The organism is Brevibacillus composti (assembly GCF_016406105.1).
GTDB classification, from domain to species: domain Bacteria; phylum Bacillota; class Bacilli; order Brevibacillales; family Brevibacillaceae; genus Brevibacillus; species Brevibacillus composti.
Map to the genome: position 1 here is coordinate 4,426,675 of NZ_CP066308.1, position 16,828 is coordinate 4,443,502.

A 16,828-nucleotide genomic window follows, 5' to 3' on the forward strand; every position below is an offset into this window, starting at 1 on the left:
CGAGAGGAGCAGAGAAATCTTGAAGGAACGGAATATTTTAGCCGGTTTTCAGACAGTCGAGGCAGCCGAAAAGGCAGCCAACTCGCTTCGTCAGGCGGGCTTCGACACGATTCAGATTGCGCATATCGGCCAGTATCCGGGTGATGGCATCGAACAGATCACCAATCCCGTAACAGGAGAGATTCCGAGTCTGGCCGCCCTTACCGAAGCCGGCGATTTTCCCACAGGACGGGATGCCAGCGTCCTCGCTGCCGCTGGACCGGACGCCAGCGGCATGGCTGATCGCGGCGATGTCGGTTTGGGCAATATTTTGCTTACAGCGGTCGTTCCGGAGAATAGAGGCGACGAAGCCGTGCAGATTATTAGATCCCACGGCGGCGAGATTTAGCAGCAGGGACAAAACACAAGCCACCTGCCCCGTAGAGGGATAGGTGGCTATTTGCCATTTTGCATGGGAAGTCACACCTCGACCATCGACGTGATATCCTTGACGGCCAGGCGGCGGATGGTCGTCTTCCCGGCGTCCTTTCTTTTGTACGTCGTAATAAAGCAAAGATAGCCGTTGTCAAAATGAGTCATGGTTCCTTTGATGACGACACCGTTAAACATCTTCACCTGAACGTTCTTGCCCAGAAGCTTCATCGCCTTCTGATCAAAACCCATCATCATGACCACCTCATTTTTCTTGGTATGCCATACCATATGCCCAGATGATCTCTTTTCGTGTCTGTCCGGTGCGAAAAAAGTTTTGCCGGCTTTTCCCCTTTGTTTGAACCGATGGCTGTTGTCGCTACTGATCCGCTCCACAGCGATTAAAAAACCCCCGTCATAGGGACGGGGGTTAGGCTGCATAACCGTTGCCAGCCTGTTCTATAAGTGATCGCTCTCTAAGGCCTTAGAGCCAACACATACTCTTTCCTGCGATTATCCGTAAATCCCACGCACCACAACCGTTTGCTCGCGGTCTGGCCCTACCGAGAAGATGGAGAGCGGGATACCGGTCAGCTGCGTGATGCGCTCGATGTAGTGACGGGCATTCTCCGGCAGCTCGTGCAAGCTGCGTACGCCGGTGATGTCTTCCGTCCAGCCGGGGAGCTCCTCATACACCGGCTCGCACTTTGCCAGCTGGTTCAGGTTTGCCGGGAAAGACTCGATGATTTCCCCGTTGTACTTGTACGCTGTGCAAATGCGCAGCTTTTCGATGCCTGTCAGCGTGTCCAGCTTGGTGATCGCCAGTCCGGTAATGCCGCTCACACGGCGCGCATGGCGAACCACGACACTGTCAAACCAGCCCACGCGGCGCGGACGGCCTGTGGTCGTGCCGTACTCGAAGCCGACCTCGCGGATGTGGTCGCCTGTCGCATCGGTCAATTCAGTCAGGAAAGGTCCGTCGCCGACACGAGTCGTGTAGGATTTCGCCACACCGATTACTTGGTTGATCTTGGTCGGACCTACGCCGGAACCAATCGTCACGCCGCCGGCGATCGGGTTGGAGGAAGTTACGTACGGATACGTGCCTTGGTCGATGTCCAAGAGGACGCCTTGTGCCCCTTCAAACAGGACGCGGTTTCCCTGGTCGATGGCGTCGTTCAGCACCACGGACGTATCGGCCACGTAAGGGCGGATGATCTCGGCATAGCCGAGGTACTCTTCCAGCACTTCGTTCAGATCGAAACCGCTCGTGTTGTACATTTTCTCCAGAAGCATGTTTTTCTCGGCGAGATTGCGCTCCAATTTGCGCGCGAACTCTTCTTTGTCCAGCAGATCGGCGATGCGGATCCCGATACGAGCAGCTTTGTCCATATACGCCGGGCCGATCCCTTTGCGGGTCGTCCCGATCTTGTTTGGGCCGCGGCTCTCTTCTTCCACGCTGTCCAGCTTGATGTGGTAAGGCAGGATCACATGCGCGCGATCGCTGATTTTCAGGTTTTTGGTCGAGAAACCAAAGCCATGGATGTAATCCAGCTCCGTTACCAGCGCCTTTGGATCGATCACCATGCCGTTTCCGATCACACAAATCTTATCTGTATAGAAAATTCCGGAGGGAATCAAGTGCAGTTTGTATTTGTTGCCGCCAAAAATAATGGTATGGCCCGCATTGTTACCACCTTGGTATCTAGCTACGACCTCTGCGCTCTCCGCTAGATAATCGGTAATTTTCCCTTTTCCTTCATCGCCCCATTGGGTTCCGACGACAACGACAGTTGACATCGAAAAACACCTCCTGATTTCATCATTGCCTTATTGGGCCTGAAACAATCTAAGTGTACTAAACCAGCCCAAGTCTGTCAATGAAAATACGAACGTTAACAATTTGTCAAGTTAATACGTTCGGTATTTTCATAATAGAAAAAAAGCCGGATACGGTTCCGGCTCTTCTGGCAAAAACGGTAAAATATGCTGCTTCATCATCCTGCCGCATCGCGATAACGGTTGTCCAAACTGACAAATTTGTTATATTCCTTCAAAAACGCCAGCTCCACCGTTCCGGTCGGGCCGTTACGCTGCTTAGCAATGATGATTTCGATCACGTTTTTGTTCTCGGTTTCCTTGTCGTAATAGTCGTCCCGATACAGAAACGCGACAATATCGGCATCCTGCTCAATCGAGCCGGACTCACGAATATCCGACATCATCGGCCGCTTGTCCTGGCGCTGCTCCACGGAGCGGCTGAGCTGGGACAGAGCGATGACCGGCACATTCAGCTCCCTGGCAATTCCCTTCAGCGTTCGGGAGATTTCCGATACCTCCTGCTGGCGGTTGTCGCCCTTGCCGCGCCCGTGGATCAGCTGCAGGTAGTCGATCAGGATCATCCCGAGGCCGCGTTCGGCCTGGAGGCGCCGGCACTTGGCACGGATGTCCTGGACGGTGACGCCCGGCGTATCGTCGATGTAGATCGGCGCTTTGGCCAGCGTCCCAATCGCCATCGTCAGCTTTTGCCAGTCATCCTCCTCCAGCCAGCCGGAACGCATGCGGGAGGCGTCCAGATTGCCCTCCGCACAAATCATCCGCTGCACCAGCTGGGAAGCCGCCATCTCCAGTGAGAAAATCGCGACGGTCTCTCCTGCGCGTGCCGCCACATTCTGGGCGACATTCAGCGCGAAAGCCGTCTTCCCTACAGAGGGGCGGGCTGCCAGGATGATCAGGTCGCTTCGTTGAAAACCGGCGGTCATCTTGTCCAAATCGGGGTATCCGGATGGAATGCCGGTGACATCTCCGCGCCGCTGGCTGAGAAACTCAATCCGTTCATAGGTCTCCAACAGGACGTCGCGAATCGGCGTAAATCCGCCGCTGTTCCGGTTCTGGGCGATCTCCAGGATGTATTTCTCCGCATCGGCGATGATCTCCCCGACTTCGTCCTCACGGGAATATCCGTCGTTGGCGATTTTGGTCGCCGTCAAAATCAATCGCCGCAGGAGAGACTTCTCCTCGACGATTTTCGCGTAGTATTCGATGTTGGCTGCGGTGGGAACCGAGCTGGCAATCTCCGTGAGATAAGGAACGCCGCCCACTTCATCCAGCAGCTTGTGATCCTGCAGCTCTGCGGTCACCGTGACCAGGTCGACCGGCTCCCCTTTGTCGTAGAGGTCCTGCATGGTTTTGAAAATCCGCTGATGGGCGGTTTTGTAAAAATCTTCGGGTCGAAGGATTTCGATTGCCGTGATGAGAGCTTCCTTCGATAAGAACACGGCCCCCAAAACTGACTGCTCCGCTTCGTTGTTTTGCGGCGGCACACGGTCCAAAAACAGGTCGCTCACGTCACACCCCTCACTTATCTCGTATTCTCGCCGTTATTATTTCTCTTCCACGACATGCACTTTCAGTGTAGCGGTCACTTCATTATGAAGCTTCACTTTGACTTGGGTCACACCCAGCGCGCGGATCGCTTCCATCTCCAGCTTGCGTTTGTCCAGCTTGATTTGGAACTGATCTTCCAGCGCCTGCGCGACTTGCTTGCTGGAGATGGCTCCGAACAATCGTCCGCCGTCTCCCGCTTTCCCCGCTACCTTTACGGTGATTTCATTGATCGTCTCAGCCAGCTTTTCCGCATCGAGCTTTTCCTGCTCTTTGCGCTTGGCCTCGCTGCGCTGCTGGGCATCCAGCGTTTTCATATTGGCTTCGGTAGCTTCTTTTACCAATCCCCGCGGCAGCAAGAAATTGCGTACGTAGCCTTCCGAGAGATCTTTGACTTCTCCCTTTTTGCCTTGCCCCTTTACATCCTTCAGAAAAATTACTTTCATGAAACATTCCTCCTCTGTCAGACAGCAGCTTAGACGACTTCGTCAATCGCTTCTTTCAATCGTCTGACTGCCTCTTTTAAGGATACTCCCTCCATCTGGTTGGCTGCGGCTGTCAAATGGCCGCCTCCGCCCAGATGCTCCATGATCGATTGAACATTGATGTCCCCGAGTGAACGGGCACTGATCAGTACCGTATCGTCCGCTCTTCTGGCGACGACAAAGGCGGCTTGGATGCCCGACAGCGTCAACAATTGCTCCGCCGCTTGAGCCACCTGCACCTGTGTGAACTCTTCCTGCGGATCGCCGACGGCAATCGCCATATTGTCCCGGTACTTCTCGGTATTCATGATGACCCGAGCCCGCTTCACATACTGGTTCAGGTCTTCTTTCAAGAGACGCTGCACGGCTGCTGTATCCGCACCGTTCCGACGAAGGAACGAGGCCGCTTCAAATGTGCGCGAGCCTGTGCGAAACGCAAAGCTTTTGGTATCCACCACGATTCCGGCCAGCAGCGCGGTCGCGATCAGGCTGTCGATGTTCAAGCGTTCGCTCTGGTATTGCAAGAGCTCGGTCACCAGTTCAGACGTGGAGGAAGCATACGGCTCCAGATAGAGGAGCACCGGCTCGATGAACTCCTCCGAGCGTCTGTGGTGGTCGATCACCACGATACGGCTGGTCTCCTCGAGCAGCCGCGGCTCGATGACCAGGGACGGCCGATGCGTATCGACGACTACGAGCAGGGTGCGCCCGGTAATCAGACGAATGGCCTGTTCCGGCGTGATAAAGGCTTCCGCCAGCTCTTCGTGCGCATAGATTTCTTTCATCAAACGATCCACAGACGAATTTCCTTCGTCCATGACGATATAGGCATCTTTTTTGTGGAGTTGCACAGCTTTCAGTACGCCGAGCGACGCCCCGATGGAGTCCATATCCGGCTGCTTGTGCCCCATGACGATGACGTGCTCCGCTTCGTGGATCAGATCCCGCAGCGCATGGGCGATGACCCTCGCGCGGACCCGTGTCCGTTTTTCAACTGCATTGGATTTGCCGCCAAAAAAGGTCAGCTTGTTTCCAATCTTGACGGCCGCCTGGTCGCCGCCGCGGCCGAGGGCAATATCCAAGCTGGATTGCGCCATCTGCCCCAGCTCGATGTAGGAATTGGCCGCCGCTCCCGCCCCGATGCTCAGGGTGATCGGAATCTTGTTGTCCGCGGTCATCTCCCGCACCACATCGAGGATGTCAAAGCGGCTCTCTTCCAGTTTGTCGAGTGTCTCCCGCTCCATCAACGCCAAAAATTTGTCCGCAGAGACGCGGCGCAAATAGATGCCGTGCCGGTTGGCCCATTCGGTAATCACGCCGGCCACACTCGTCGAAAGAAGGGTACGGCTCTGATCATCCATGACCTGACCGACCTCATCGAGATTGTCCAGATGTATGATGGCCAGCACCGCTTTTTCGCGATGGTAACGCAGCGTCAGCTCTTTGAAGTTGGTGATGTCCGTGAAGTAGAGCAATCTCTCTTCTCCCCGGACCAGCACTTCATAGGTGCGCTCGTTATACACAAATTCCAGTCTCTTCTGCTCCGGCTTCAGCGTCAACTGCGGAAAGACGTCGAGAAGATTTTTCCCGATCATCATCTCGTCACCGGACATATTGGTCATGAAGGGGTTTACCCACTCAATTACTTTTTCTTCGTTGTATAGCAAGATCCCAATCGGCATTTCCTGAATGACGCCTTCGCCCGCTTTTTTGACCCGGTGCGTGACCGTGGCCAAGTACAGACGAAGATCCCGCTGGAAGCCTTTTTCAGCCTGCAGGACATAGATTACGAGCCCGATTAGGCAGATGACCCCGATCGCCCCGTACATCCAGTGATGAAGCGTCAAAATTCCCAGCAGCAACAAGCTAAAGGTAAGAGCCAAGACCATGTGCAGCCCGTACCATCGCTTTAACAGGAATTTGGGCATTTCCTCAGCCCCTCTTCACTCTTGTTTCCAGTCTCTTTCGCAAGTTTACTCCCAAATCAAATATGCCCAATAAGCTAAGTATAGTGGTTAGCGGAGGAAAAATAAATAGAGAGACAATGAGCACAGGAGCCAATGCCTTCCTGTTGTACAAATGAATGGAAAAGAAGCAAAAGGCAAGTCCCTGCAAAGTCAAAATGACATCCAGCATCACCTTGACATTCAGTACCGCGCTCGTCCAGAAGGTCCCTTCCAGGTCATTGCCCATGAAAAGCAGAGCCATCATGGAAATAAAATAGTAGTACAAAAGAGAGCGCGGAAAACTCCAATCCCGGAGCGGTGGCAGAGCCGGAACAGACAGTCTCATCCGTTTCCCCACGAGCCGGGATATGCCGTGCGTAATCCCGCTTTGTATAAAACTCATCATCACGAGAAAGGCTGGCATCCCCATTTTGACGAGTTGCATTCCCTGATCAAACTGCTCCTGCGGCATAAAGGGGGGCTTGTATTCCGCCGCCCGTTTCATCATCTCGTTCAAATCCAAGCCGAAGATGTACGTGGACAGGGCCAAAATCGCCACATAACCGAGGAAGACGACAGCAGCTCCCGCAGTGATTGCCGCAAGCGCCGACCCTCTTTTGGCGTACATCTGCCCCATGACGGCTCCCCAGAGAGCCACCGTCAATGCCATGAGAGCAGACACGATTCCTGTAAACACTCCGCCCAGGAATGCGAATACGACGACAATCCAGATCGTGGATGACATGGTTCTGCGCATTCCCAAGAGGACAAACGGCAAGGGCAAGAGCAGGCTCGTAACTACGCCTGCTACTGTATATGTACTGACGAACAGCAGAACCAATGCAATTCCCAGTAATAGGGCGTTCTCCGCCAATTGTTTGGTTTTCGAAGGCATGGCGACACCTCTTCATGTATCTCGTCGTGATTCATTGCGTTGACTTTGCGAAAAGTTTACGGATAAAGGTTTATCGATATAGGAAAAAAGAGGGCCACGCGATTGTGTCCCCCTTTTTTGCTTTCATCCTTATTCAGTGGTGTACGGCAGCAACGCTACTTGACGAGCGCGTTTGATCGCAACAGTCAGTGCGCGTTGATACTTCGCCGAAGTACCAGTCACACGACGAGGCAGGATTTTGCCACGTTCGCTGATAAACTTTTTCAGCAGATCAACATCTTTGTAGTCAATATGCTTGATTTTATTTACTTTGAAAAAGCATACTTTGCGGCGTTTATTTGGACGTCCTTTACGTGCCATGCAAGTCCCTCCTTTTTTCAGGAAATGTGAACGTTATACGATCGAGTGTCCTTCAATCAGAACGGCAAGTCATCGTCCGAAATGTTGATAGGCTTGCCAGTATTCGCAAAGGGATCCCTAAACGCATCCATCTCATCCCTCTGACCGCCGAACGGTTTGCTTCCGCCAAAGCCTGGGTCAAAGCCCGAACCTTCTCCGCCTTTTCCGCCGAGAAACTGAACGTTCTCCGCAACGACTTCCGTCACGTATACCTTTTTTCCTTCCTTATTGTCATAGGAGCGCGTCTGCAGACGGCCCTCGACAGCAGCTTGTCTTCCTTTGCGCAAATAGGTAGCGCACAGGTCGGCCAGCTTTTGCCAAGCGACAATATTAATGAAGTCGGCTTCACGCTCGCCCGCCTGGTTCGGACGCGGACGGTTGATGGCCAAGGTAAAGGTGGTAACGGCGACGCCATTCGGCGTATAGCGAAGCTCCGGATCTTTCGTCAGGTTGCCGATGAGAATGACTTTATTCATCTTGGGTCCCCCTCTGCCCGATACGACAGTTTACTTCTCTTCACGAATGAACAAGAAGCGAATAATGTCGTCGTTGATTTTCATGAGACGATCTGCTTCCGCAACAGCATCAGCATTCGATTTGAAGTTCATCAAAACGTAGTAACCTTCACGGAACTTTTGGATCTCATAAGCAAGACGACGTTTGCCCATTTCTTGAAGTTTCGTGATCTCTCCGCCGAAGCTGGTGATTACATCGCTGTAACGAGCAACGTTGGCTTTGATTTTCTCCTCTTCAAGGTCTGGACGCAATACGTACATCACTTCGTATTGACGCATACCTTTTCACCTCCTTATGGACTTAGCGGCCCGCTAGCGGGCAAGGAGCGAGTGCTAAAGAAACGCATATAGATGCACTCCATAAATACTCGCATTTAAAGATTATAGCAAATGGCCTACCTCATAGCAAGGAAGAGTTCTATACATTGAACCGGAAATGCATGACATCTCCGTCCTGCACGATGTACTCTTTCCCCTCCAGGCGGTATTTTCCCTTGTCCCGGGCGGCGGCTACCGAACCGGCCTCCACCAGATCGTCGTAGGCGATCACCTCGGCACGGATAAAGCCGCGCTCGAAGTCGGTGTGGATGACCCCCGCAGCTTGCGGAGCCTTGGTGTTTTGGCGAATCGTCCAAGCACGGACTTCCTGTACGCCTGCCGTGAAGTACGTAATCAGACCGAGCAGCTCATAAGCGGCGCGGATCAGACGGTCGAGACCGGATTCTTGCAATCCCAGCTCTTCGAGGAACATCTGCTTGTCCTCGCCCTCCAGCTCGGCGATCTCCGCTTCTACTTTGGCGCTGATCACGACGACCTGCGCGCCTTCTTCTGCGGCAAATTTGCGGACAGTCTGCACATGCGGATTGTTGTCCGCGTCAAGGATGCCGTCTTCGGCTACGTTGCACACATACAGTACCGGCTTGATCGTCAGCAAGTGGAGGTCGCGAATCAGTTTTAGCTCATCCTCGCTCATCTCCACACTGCGTGCGGACTGTCCTGCTTCAAAAGCAGCCTTCAGCCGCTCCAGCACGTCCAGCTCCTGCTTTGCTTCCTTATCCCCGGCTTTTACCTTGCGGGCGATCCGGTCGATCCGGCGCTCTACCGAGTCGAGATCGGCAAAAATCAGCTCCAGGTTAATCGTTTCAATATCGCTCAGCGGATCTACGCGTCCCGCCACGTGCGTGATGTTCTCATCCTCAAAGCAGCGAACCACGTGCGCGATGGCATCCACCTCGCGGATATGGCCGAGAAACTGGTTGCCCAGTCCCTCCCCTTTGCTGGCTCCTTTTACAAGTCCGGCAATATCGACGAACTCAAACGCCGTCGGGACTACTTTATTGGGAACGACGATCTCCGTCAGTTTGTTCAGGCGCGGGTCTGGCACCTCGACTACCCCCACGTTGGGATCGATCGTACAGAACGGATAGTTGGCCGATTCTGCTCCCGCTTGCGTAATCGCATTGAACAGAGTCGACTTGCCTACGTTGGGAAGTCCTACAATGCCACAAGATGCACCCATCTATATACACTCCTTGTACTTTTTTTCATTCACATCCTTTCTAGTATAAAAACTTGTGTCTTTAATTACAATCGAATCCCTGTGGAAAATTCGCACTCTCTCGTATCCTGCTACCCCTATCTTTAAAAAAGACAGCGCTTCTGTCAAAGAAACTTGAGTCTTATGGCGAGCGAAATTTACATCTCAAAAACGAATACAATTGCATGGAGCAAAAAAAAACAGGGAGATAATCTCTCCCTGCCGTCTCTCATGGCGATTGACGCGAATCCGGTCGATACTTATTTTTCGTTTACCAGCTTTTCCAGCTCATTGAGCGTCTCCTCGAAGATCTCCATTGCTTGCTCAATCGGCTTGGAGGTGGACATATCCACGCCAGCCGCCTTCAGCACTTCGATCGGCGGTGCGGAATTGCCCGCCTCGAGGAAGTTCTTCTGGATGCGCTCGACAGCCGCGTCGCCCTCGTCCAGGACTTGCTTGGCCAGCGCCTGGGACGCAGCGAAGCTGGTTGCGTATTGATAGACGTAGTATTTGTAGTTGAAGAAATGGGAGACACGCGCCCACTCCATCGCGATCTCGTCGTCGGAGACCATGTCCTTGCCGTAGTACTTCTTGTTAATATCGAGGTAAATCTTCTTGATCGCTTCGGCGTTGAGAGATTCGCCCGCCTGCTCCTTCTCATGGATCGCCCGCTCAAACTCGGCGAATTGGGTTTGACGGAACAGCGTGGAGCGGAAATTCTCCAGATAGTGATTCAAGAGGTACATCTTCTCGGCCTTGGTCTCAGCCTTTGCGTACATATCTTTGAACAGGAGCGTCTCATTCATCGTCGAAGCCACTTCCGCCGTAAACGTCGGATAGTTGGACGTGATGTACGGCTGCGTTTTGTTGGTGTAGTAGGACTGCATCGCATGGCCCATCTCGTGGGCGATGGTGAAGACGTCATCCAGCGTTCCCTGGTAGTTCAAAAGCACGTACGGATGCGTGTCATACGCGCCCCACTGATACGCGCCGTTCCGCTTGTCGTCGGTGGAATAGACATCTACCCAACCGCTCTCCATGCCCTCGGACATGATCTTCACGTATTCGCCGCCCATCGCCTGCAGGCCGTCCGCGACCATTTTCTTGCCTTCTTCGTACGGGATGTACCGGTCATCCGACGGCACGATCGGCACGTAAATATCGTACATGTGCAGCTCCGGAACACCCAGCATCTTCTTTTTCAAAGAAATGTACCGGTGCAAAAGCGGCAGATTTTCATTCACCGTATCAATCAACTCGTCGTACACCTTCGTCGGGATATTATTCGGCGTCAGGCTTGCCTCCAGCGCCGAGTTGTAATTGCGCACATCGGCATAATAGTTGTCCGCTTTTACCTTGGCGGCCAGCGTCTGGGCAAAAGTGTCCTGAAAATCCGTCAGCGCCTTGTAATACGCCTGGAAAGCCTCTTTGCGGACACGCTGGTCCTTGCTTTCCAGATAGGAAACGAAGTTGGCTCTCGTCAGCTGCACTTCATTGCCTTTTTCATCCTTGATCTTCGGGAAACGAACGTCTTTGGACAGCATGCCGTAAATATTGGTCGGAGAACTGCCGAGCGGCAAGGATTTGGCCAGCAGTTCCTCGATTTCCTTGGACAGGGAATGCGGCTTGGTCCTGATCAGGTCCTCCAGCATCATTTTATACGGAGCCAGTTCCTTGGACGCGAGCAGATTCTTCATCTTGCCGTCAGGAATGGCCACGATCTCCGGCTGCAGCCAGGCTGTCTTTTCCGACACCAGCGTGTACATTTTTTCCGTGCGGTCAGCCAGTTTTTGCAGTTCCGCATTGGAGGAGTTCACATCCAGCGCCATATTGGCATACACATAGGCCTTGTCATTGAGACGCATCAGGTCGCTGTAGTCGTCGAGCGCTTTTTTCAGGGCGTCGGCCGAATTGAGCTTGCCTTGATGTTTGGTAAAAGCCTGCGCCATTTCCTCTACTTTGGCTACGTCCTTTTCCCAATCCTGGACGCTGGCATAAATGTGATCCAGCCGCCACTTGTATGCCTCCGGGATTTCCGAACGGTCCTTAAAGACAGGTGCCGCCTGCTCCGCAGCTGCTACGGCCTGCGTGCTGTATGGGATAAATGGCGTGCTGACCATGGACAAGGCAATCGCCAGCGCCGTCAATGAGGTAAATGCTCGCTTTTTCAACAACATCAGCCCCTTTTTCCTCTTATCTACTATTTGCTATATAGTCTAATTATATCCATCAGTTAAAAATTCCTTCTCATTAATAAAAATTTTTAAAATATTCATTAACAACGAGCGCATTAGTCCGAAAACTGTTGATTTTGTTAGCAAGCCTGTGGATATCTTCCTCGCGACTCCTCCTTTGTCCACATATCTATTGAATTGATTGCGCTCTTTCGTGTGAACTTATCCACATTTTCTGTGGATAGCCTGTGTATAACTTATTTTTTGCCACCTGTGACAAATGCCCATACCCCTTCTGCCCCTCCGACATAGCATAGGTATTGAATCCATGGTAGGAGGTGTCAGCTAGTGGGTATCTTCAATGGCAACTTTGACGACTTCGCGCTTGTATTGGTTCTCTTCATCCTGCTCGTGATCGTTGGTTGTGACTGTGATTAACCATTCCTCTGCCATCCAGCCGGTTGAAGGTAAGCTTGCACCTCGGTTGTAATCTTACCTTCCACCACGCATTTTCGATGAAAAAGGATGCACCCTGGCGTGGGGTTGCATCCTCTTTTCGGTGGTCTTTTCCTCTTTTCGGTCTTCTCTATTACTTTCCTGCTGTCGTAAACTGCGTCCGCTGTCCGGGATTGCGGTTGCCGGCCTCATCTTTCAAGAGATGGGGACGTACGTCGATTTGATACGAACTGTGGGGTTGCCACTTTCCTTTTGGCTTGATTGTCAGGGTTCTTTTGCTCTTGTTCCAGGTAACGCTGTGTGCCACAGGCTTTCCGTACTTGTCCGTCACTTCGACGAGCTGCCTCGCCAGCTTGCTCGACAATGCCGTTCCATCCGCCAGCATGACGGGTTCCGCAAACTGAATGGTTACCTTTTCATCCAGCTTGACCGATTTGGCGCCATGGCCCGGCAGGATGGTCGCGACAGGCGCGATTTTATCCACAGCTTTTTTGGTGGTAAAGGTGCTGGACACTCCCCGGTTGAGACGCCCCTGTCCATCCTTCAGCTTGTTTTCCACAAGGGTGACTGTAAACCGTTCCCCCGCTTCCAAATCGCCCACCGGGTCAATCGTAATTATTTTCTTGCCGCTGTCCCACTTGGCAGTGTACGGGATGTTCCGCTTTTTGCTGTTGACCAGTTTGACCAGCGAAGGAATGGAACTGTTAGTCAGGTCTTTTCCCGTCTTTGCTTTGACTTTATCGGGAAAAACCAGAGTAACCAGGGCATCAGGGTCTACGTCTTGCGCATGGTTGGCCGGCTTGATGACGGCCGTCCATCCCGTCCCCTGACTGGCATCGGCTGCCGGGACAAAAGCAAAAGCAGCCAGCATCAGCATCACCATACCCAGCACCCACGTACCTTTCCGCCTTCTTTTCATAGTCGATCCCTCCCCGAATCGGGAGATCCGATACGCGATCGGTCTCCCCTATACGGGCATTCTAAGAAAAGACAGGCAGTTCCTACAAATAAACTTACGCTTCCGGCTCTCCTTCGGCGTGAATCAGCACTTTTTTCATTTTCCGCTCAAATTCCAGCCGCGGAATCATGACACTGTGATCGCAGCCGGTACATTTTATGCGAATATCCATGCCCATCCGGATCACTTTCCAGGCGTTTGTCCCGCAAGGATGCGCTTTTTTCATCTGCACCACGTCATGTAATCCAAACTGCTTCCTCTGCATGCCGCTCCCTCCTCACTTTTTTTTCCCGTCTTTTCTTCCTTTGCTTCGTACAGGCTCGCTTTGGACGGGCCCGCATGTTCGGCCTCACGCATCCGCTTGCTTTTGTCCCGGCGCCTTCCCTGTTCCCGCCATGGTGACGACGCGCGGGTACGGCACCTCGATGCCCCGCTTGCTCAACTCCTGCCTGATCATGGCCCGCATTTTCCGGGTGACGCCGTGATGCGTATTCGGCTTGCATTCGGCAGTGACGCGCATGATCATCTCAGAGGATCCGAGAGCCTGAACACCGAGAAATTCCGGCTCGGCAACGATGTCTTCCATCTCTGCCCGCGCCTTTTTCATCGTTTCCCTGAGGATTTCCTCTACCTGATTCACATCTTCCTCATAGGGTATCGATACGTCTACCACGGCTACTGTGTTTTGCAGCGAAAAGTTGGTTACCTGCGTAATGGTTCCGTTTGGGAAGATATGCACTTCCCCTGTCCAGCTTCGAATCCGGGTAATTCTGAGACCGATCTCCTGCACCGTTCCCGTCAAATTATTGATCGTCACCACATCACCAACGGCAAACTGATCTTCAAAGATGATAAAAAATCCGGTAATCACATCCCGCACCAGGCTCTGCGCCCCGAAGCCGACGGCCAGACCCAGCACGCCCGCGCTGACCAGCACAGGTCTGAGATCCACGCCGAGCTGCTGCAATATCAGCAGGATCGCGAGAAAATAGATGCTATAGCCGGTCACATTGTTGACCAGTACGCGCAGCGTGTCCACCCGCCGCTGGTCGATCGACAGCTTGCTCCCTTTCCGATGTTGGAACACCCGGTTGACGGCCGCATTGACGATGCTGACCACGATCCGGGAGAGGACCACGATCAGGATGATTTTTATGAAAATCAGCCCTACGCGCACCCACATTTCCGGGTCGCTGAGATAGGCCACTGTTTTCTCGTACAGTTGTTCCAGCACATTGCCCTGCTTGGCCAATACTTCTTTTACTTCGTTCGCTTCATTCATTCTGTCTACACCTTCCTGTTTCCAGACTCATCGATTTCATGATAGCTGTCAGAAAACAAACGAAAGTAACCGCGTATCTCCACATGCTGCTGATGAATGATCTCCCTGGCCTGTTGATAGTTTTCCAACGGAAACTCGATGGAAAGGGCACAACCCGCCGTGATTTCTTTCGGGGTCGGACGTGTATCAATCTCGATATCGGCATACTCCAGCAGCATCTCCGCTCGCAAAGCCTGCTGCGTAGAATCAAATGCGATCAAGACCGTATCCTGCTCCACATCTCTCCCTCCCTCCTATGCCTCTACTCATTTTACTCGTTCGGCCCATGTGACGCCAGTTCTCTTCTATTTACTCTTCCGTTGCTCTTCTTTCTCTTTGTTCCCTAAGTGCTCTCCTTTTGCGGTTCTACTTTCCCACTTTTCATGCAAGCGCGATTTGCCCCATACGGCAAACTGTTTGAAACCTGCTCAACCTTTCTATTTGAGGTATAAAAATGGCGGGACGACACTATACTGTGAATACTCTAATGATTTTTGGCCGTGGCCAGGAGTGGGGGTCGTCATGAATCTGTCGAATAGCCACAAGGAGAGTGTTCTTTCGCCGTTTTCCGTGGAATACCGGCTTGAAACGGCTGTGGATCAATTGGCTGAGCATCTTGTCGAGCGCTTTTTGAACCATGCGTTTGCGGAGGAAATCGTCATTGTTTGTATCGGTACGGACCGTTCGACGGGAGATGCACTCGGTCCCCTTGTGGGCAGCAAGCTGATCGCAAAGAAACCTCTCTCCTTTCAGGTCTACGGTACGTTGGAGGATCCGGTACATGCCGTCAACCTGAGCGAAAAGCTGGACGTTATTCAGAAAAAGCATCCGGAAGCCTTGCTGATCGCGGTCGATGCTTGTTTGGGCCAATTCAGCAACGTCGGCAAGATCAACGTGGTGGACGGCCCCCTCAAGCCCGGTGCAGGCGTAAAAAAAGAGCTCCCTGCTGTGGGAACCTTTCACATCACCGGAATCGTCAACGTCGGAGGGTTCATGGAATATTTCGTGCTGCAAAATACCCGTCTGTTCGTCGTCATGCAGATGGCTGAGATTATCGCCGCCGGTTTGGCAAAAGCGTCCTCCCTGCTCGTCCATGCAACCGGGGATGCCCCGCAAGTACGCGCCTACCCGGATTGAGGCTGCAGCCGTATGAGCGAAAAAACGCCTGAAGGCGCGATCCTTCAGGCGTTTTTTTATTGGCACCGCTGACGAGACTAACATCAACCCTTCAGCGGTACCCCGAGAAAGATCACCTGTGAAACAATGACCGGAGCAGCGATGCCTTCACGGCGAAAAGGGGCCACGGCCTACAGGCATATCACCTGACGCTGCGGCGTGACCTCTACGGCAATCGGCGTGGAGGCGATCACTTCACCGTCCGCATGCACGATCAACTCCCGTTCCGATTCGATGACGATCCGCCTTCCCTGGAAAAAACGGACGCCGGGATGGCTGACATGCGTTCCTTTGTAGATCATCGGAAATGCGCACAAGAGTGCCCATCTCGAAACGCCGCTGACGACGCATACCTCCGCCTTTCCGTCGTCCGGCACCGCATCCGGGCAAATCAGCATGCCGCCGCCGTAATTGGGAATGTTGGCAACGGCAATCAACCATACTTCGTTGAGCTCATTTTCCCGCCCGTCGATGTGCAGTTTGACCCGACACGTCCGGTACGAGAGCAACACGCGAATCACGGACATGACGTAGGCAATCTTCCCAAGCCCCAAACGATTCAGCCATTTTTTGTAGACTGCTTCATTGGTCGTCTTGGCCACCTGGCCGTCAAATCCCGCGCCCACCGCGTTTACCGCGATTTGCCCGTTTACCTGCAAGAGATCAATGGCCTTGTTAGCGTGATCCGCCAAAATATGCTCCAAGGCCAATACAGGATCTCTCTCCAGCGAATGCCCGCGGGCAAAGTCATTTCCCGAGCCAGCCGGAATATGTCCAAATGGACAACTCCGCCCCGCTTCCTTGATCCCGTTCATCACTTCGTTTACCGTTCCGTCGCCCCCTACGGCAATCACTTTGCTTACTTCCTCTTTTCGCAGCAGCGATTCCGCCAATTTTTTGGCTTCCCCCTGTTCCGTGGTCATCTTCACACGAAAACCGATTCTGCGCCGCACCAGTTCTTTCTCAAGGCGTTTCCATACCAGCGATCCTCTTCCGTTGCCTGCCACTGGATTGACGACAAACCCGAGCATTGTCCACAGCTCCCCGCCATCTCATCTGTTTTCCTGTATTATCGCATGAGGCTTCCGCCTTGCCTAGGCGTAGTCACGTTCGCAACGTTCCCCAGAACTGATAAATTCCTATCGACCAAAAAAAGGACTCCTTTTTAGAA

At 52.9% G+C, this 16,828-nt stretch carries 19 protein-coding genes; 3 read left to right on the top strand and 16 right to left on the bottom strand.

Annotated features, from left to right (window positions below; genetic code table 11):
* Nucleotides 1-19 precede the first annotated feature (19 nt).
* Complete coding sequence (locus JD108_RS21945; RefSeq protein ID WP_198828011.1) at nucleotides 20-388, top strand: hypothetical protein; 369 nt, start codon at nucleotides 20-22, stop codon at nucleotides 386-388.
* Nucleotides 389-459: 71 nt separating this feature from the next.
* Here JD108_RS21945 and JD108_RS21950 read toward each other — a convergent pair whose 3' ends face one another.
* The 11 genes from JD108_RS21950 to pepF all read right to left on the bottom strand — a co-directional run bounded on the left by JD108_RS21950 (nucleotide 460) and on the right by pepF (nucleotide 11,743).
* Entirely contained in the window at nucleotides 460-663 is a 204-nt protein-coding gene (locus JD108_RS21950; protein WP_198828012.1) for a hypothetical protein, read from the bottom strand.
* Between the two features lie 261 nt (nucleotides 664-924).
* The gene (locus JD108_RS21955; protein ID WP_198828013.1) at nucleotides 925-2,211 is read right to left on the bottom strand and encodes an adenylosuccinate synthase; all 1,287 of its coding nucleotides are present in this window, start codon (nucleotides 2,209-2,211) and stop codon (nucleotides 925-927) included.
* Between the two features lie 197 nt (nucleotides 2,212-2,408).
* Nucleotides 2,409-3,758 carry a replicative DNA helicase gene (dnaB, locus tag JD108_RS21960; protein WP_198828014.1) on the bottom strand — a complete coding sequence of 450 codons (1,350 nt, stop codon included), beginning with the start codon at nucleotides 3,756-3,758 and terminating at the stop codon, nucleotides 2,409-2,411.
* A gap of 36 nt (nucleotides 3,759-3,794) precedes the next feature.
* Nucleotides 3,795-4,241 carry a 50S ribosomal protein L9 gene (rplI, locus tag JD108_RS21965; RefSeq protein ID WP_198828015.1) on the bottom strand — a complete coding sequence of 149 codons (447 nt, stop codon included), beginning with the start codon at nucleotides 4,239-4,241 and terminating at the stop codon, nucleotides 3,795-3,797.
* A 29-nt stretch (nucleotides 4,242-4,270) separates the two neighbouring features.
* The gene (locus JD108_RS21970) at nucleotides 4,271-6,208 is read right to left on the bottom strand and encodes a DHH family phosphoesterase (RefSeq protein ID WP_198828016.1); all 1,938 of its coding nucleotides are present in this window, start codon (nucleotides 6,206-6,208) and stop codon (nucleotides 4,271-4,273) included.
* A 4-nt stretch (nucleotides 6,209-6,212) separates the two neighbouring features.
* Nucleotides 6,213-7,121, bottom strand: a complete 909-nt coding sequence (locus JD108_RS21975) for a DUF2232 domain-containing protein (protein ID WP_198828017.1) — start codon at nucleotides 7,119-7,121, stop codon at nucleotides 6,213-6,215.
* Nucleotides 7,122-7,250: 129 nt separating this feature from the next.
* A complete protein-coding gene (gene rpsR / locus JD108_RS21980) occupies nucleotides 7,251-7,481 on the bottom strand; it encodes a 30S ribosomal protein S18 (protein ID WP_023559077.1) in 231 nt (76 codons plus the stop codon).
* 56 nt (nucleotides 7,482-7,537) lie between these two features.
* The gene (locus JD108_RS21985) at nucleotides 7,538-7,996 is read right to left on the bottom strand and encodes a single-stranded DNA-binding protein (RefSeq protein ID WP_198828018.1); all 459 of its coding nucleotides are present in this window, start codon (nucleotides 7,994-7,996) and stop codon (nucleotides 7,538-7,540) included.
* Nucleotides 7,997-8,026: 30 nt separating this feature from the next.
* Entirely contained in the window at nucleotides 8,027-8,314 is a 288-nt protein-coding gene (gene rpsF, locus JD108_RS21990; RefSeq protein ID WP_198828019.1) for a 30S ribosomal protein S6, read from the bottom strand.
* 139 nt (nucleotides 8,315-8,453) lie between these two features.
* Complete coding sequence (gene ychF / locus JD108_RS21995; RefSeq protein ID WP_198828020.1) at nucleotides 8,454-9,554, bottom strand: redox-regulated ATPase YchF; 1,101 nt, start codon at nucleotides 9,552-9,554, stop codon at nucleotides 8,454-8,456.
* A gap of 278 nt (nucleotides 9,555-9,832) precedes the next feature.
* The gene (pepF, locus tag JD108_RS22000; RefSeq protein ID WP_198828021.1) at nucleotides 9,833-11,743 is read right to left on the bottom strand and encodes an oligoendopeptidase F; all 1,911 of its coding nucleotides are present in this window, start codon (nucleotides 11,741-11,743) and stop codon (nucleotides 9,833-9,835) included.
* 351 nt (nucleotides 11,744-12,094) lie between these two features.
* On the opposite strand from pepF, the gene JD108_RS22005 reads away from it, so the two are divergent.
* On the top strand, nucleotides 12,095-12,184 hold the full coding sequence (locus JD108_RS22005; protein ID WP_198828022.1) for a YjcZ family sporulation protein: 90 nt from the start codon (nucleotides 12,095-12,097) through the stop codon (nucleotides 12,182-12,184).
* Between the two features lie 151 nt (nucleotides 12,185-12,335).
* On the opposite strand, the gene JD108_RS22010 is transcribed toward JD108_RS22005, so the two are convergent.
* The 4 genes from JD108_RS22010 to JD108_RS22025 form a co-directional block, all read right to left on the bottom strand.
* Entirely contained in the window at nucleotides 12,336-13,121 is a 786-nt protein-coding gene (locus JD108_RS22010) for an Ig-like domain-containing domain (protein ID WP_198828023.1), read from the bottom strand.
* A 94-nt stretch (nucleotides 13,122-13,215) separates the two neighbouring features.
* The gene (locus tag JD108_RS22015; protein WP_198828024.1) at nucleotides 13,216-13,425 is read right to left on the bottom strand and encodes a DUF951 domain-containing protein; all 210 of its coding nucleotides are present in this window, start codon (nucleotides 13,423-13,425) and stop codon (nucleotides 13,216-13,218) included.
* Between the two features lie 84 nt (nucleotides 13,426-13,509).
* Nucleotides 13,510-14,442: a mechanosensitive ion channel family protein gene (locus JD108_RS22020; protein WP_198828025.1), complete on the bottom strand. Its 933-nt coding sequence runs from the start codon at nucleotides 14,440-14,442 to the stop codon at nucleotides 13,510-13,512.
* A 5-nt stretch (nucleotides 14,443-14,447) separates the two neighbouring features.
* Nucleotides 14,448-14,720 carry a putative Se/S carrier protein gene (locus JD108_RS22025; protein WP_198828026.1) on the bottom strand — a complete coding sequence of 91 codons (273 nt, stop codon included), beginning with the start codon at nucleotides 14,718-14,720 and terminating at the stop codon, nucleotides 14,448-14,450.
* Between the two features lie 283 nt (nucleotides 14,721-15,003).
* On the opposite strand from JD108_RS22025, the gene yyaC reads away from it, so the two are divergent.
* Complete coding sequence (yyaC, locus tag JD108_RS22030; protein WP_198828027.1) at nucleotides 15,004-15,618, top strand: spore protease YyaC; 615 nt, start codon at nucleotides 15,004-15,006, stop codon at nucleotides 15,616-15,618.
* Between the two features lie 170 nt (nucleotides 15,619-15,788).
* Here the strand turns inward: yyaC and JD108_RS22035 are convergent, their stop codons facing one another.
* Nucleotides 15,789-16,688, bottom strand: coding sequence for a diacylglycerol/lipid kinase family protein (locus JD108_RS22035; RefSeq protein WP_198828028.1), 900 nt, complete (start codon nucleotides 16,686-16,688; stop codon nucleotides 15,789-15,791).
* Nucleotides 16,689-16,828 lie beyond the last annotated feature (140 nt).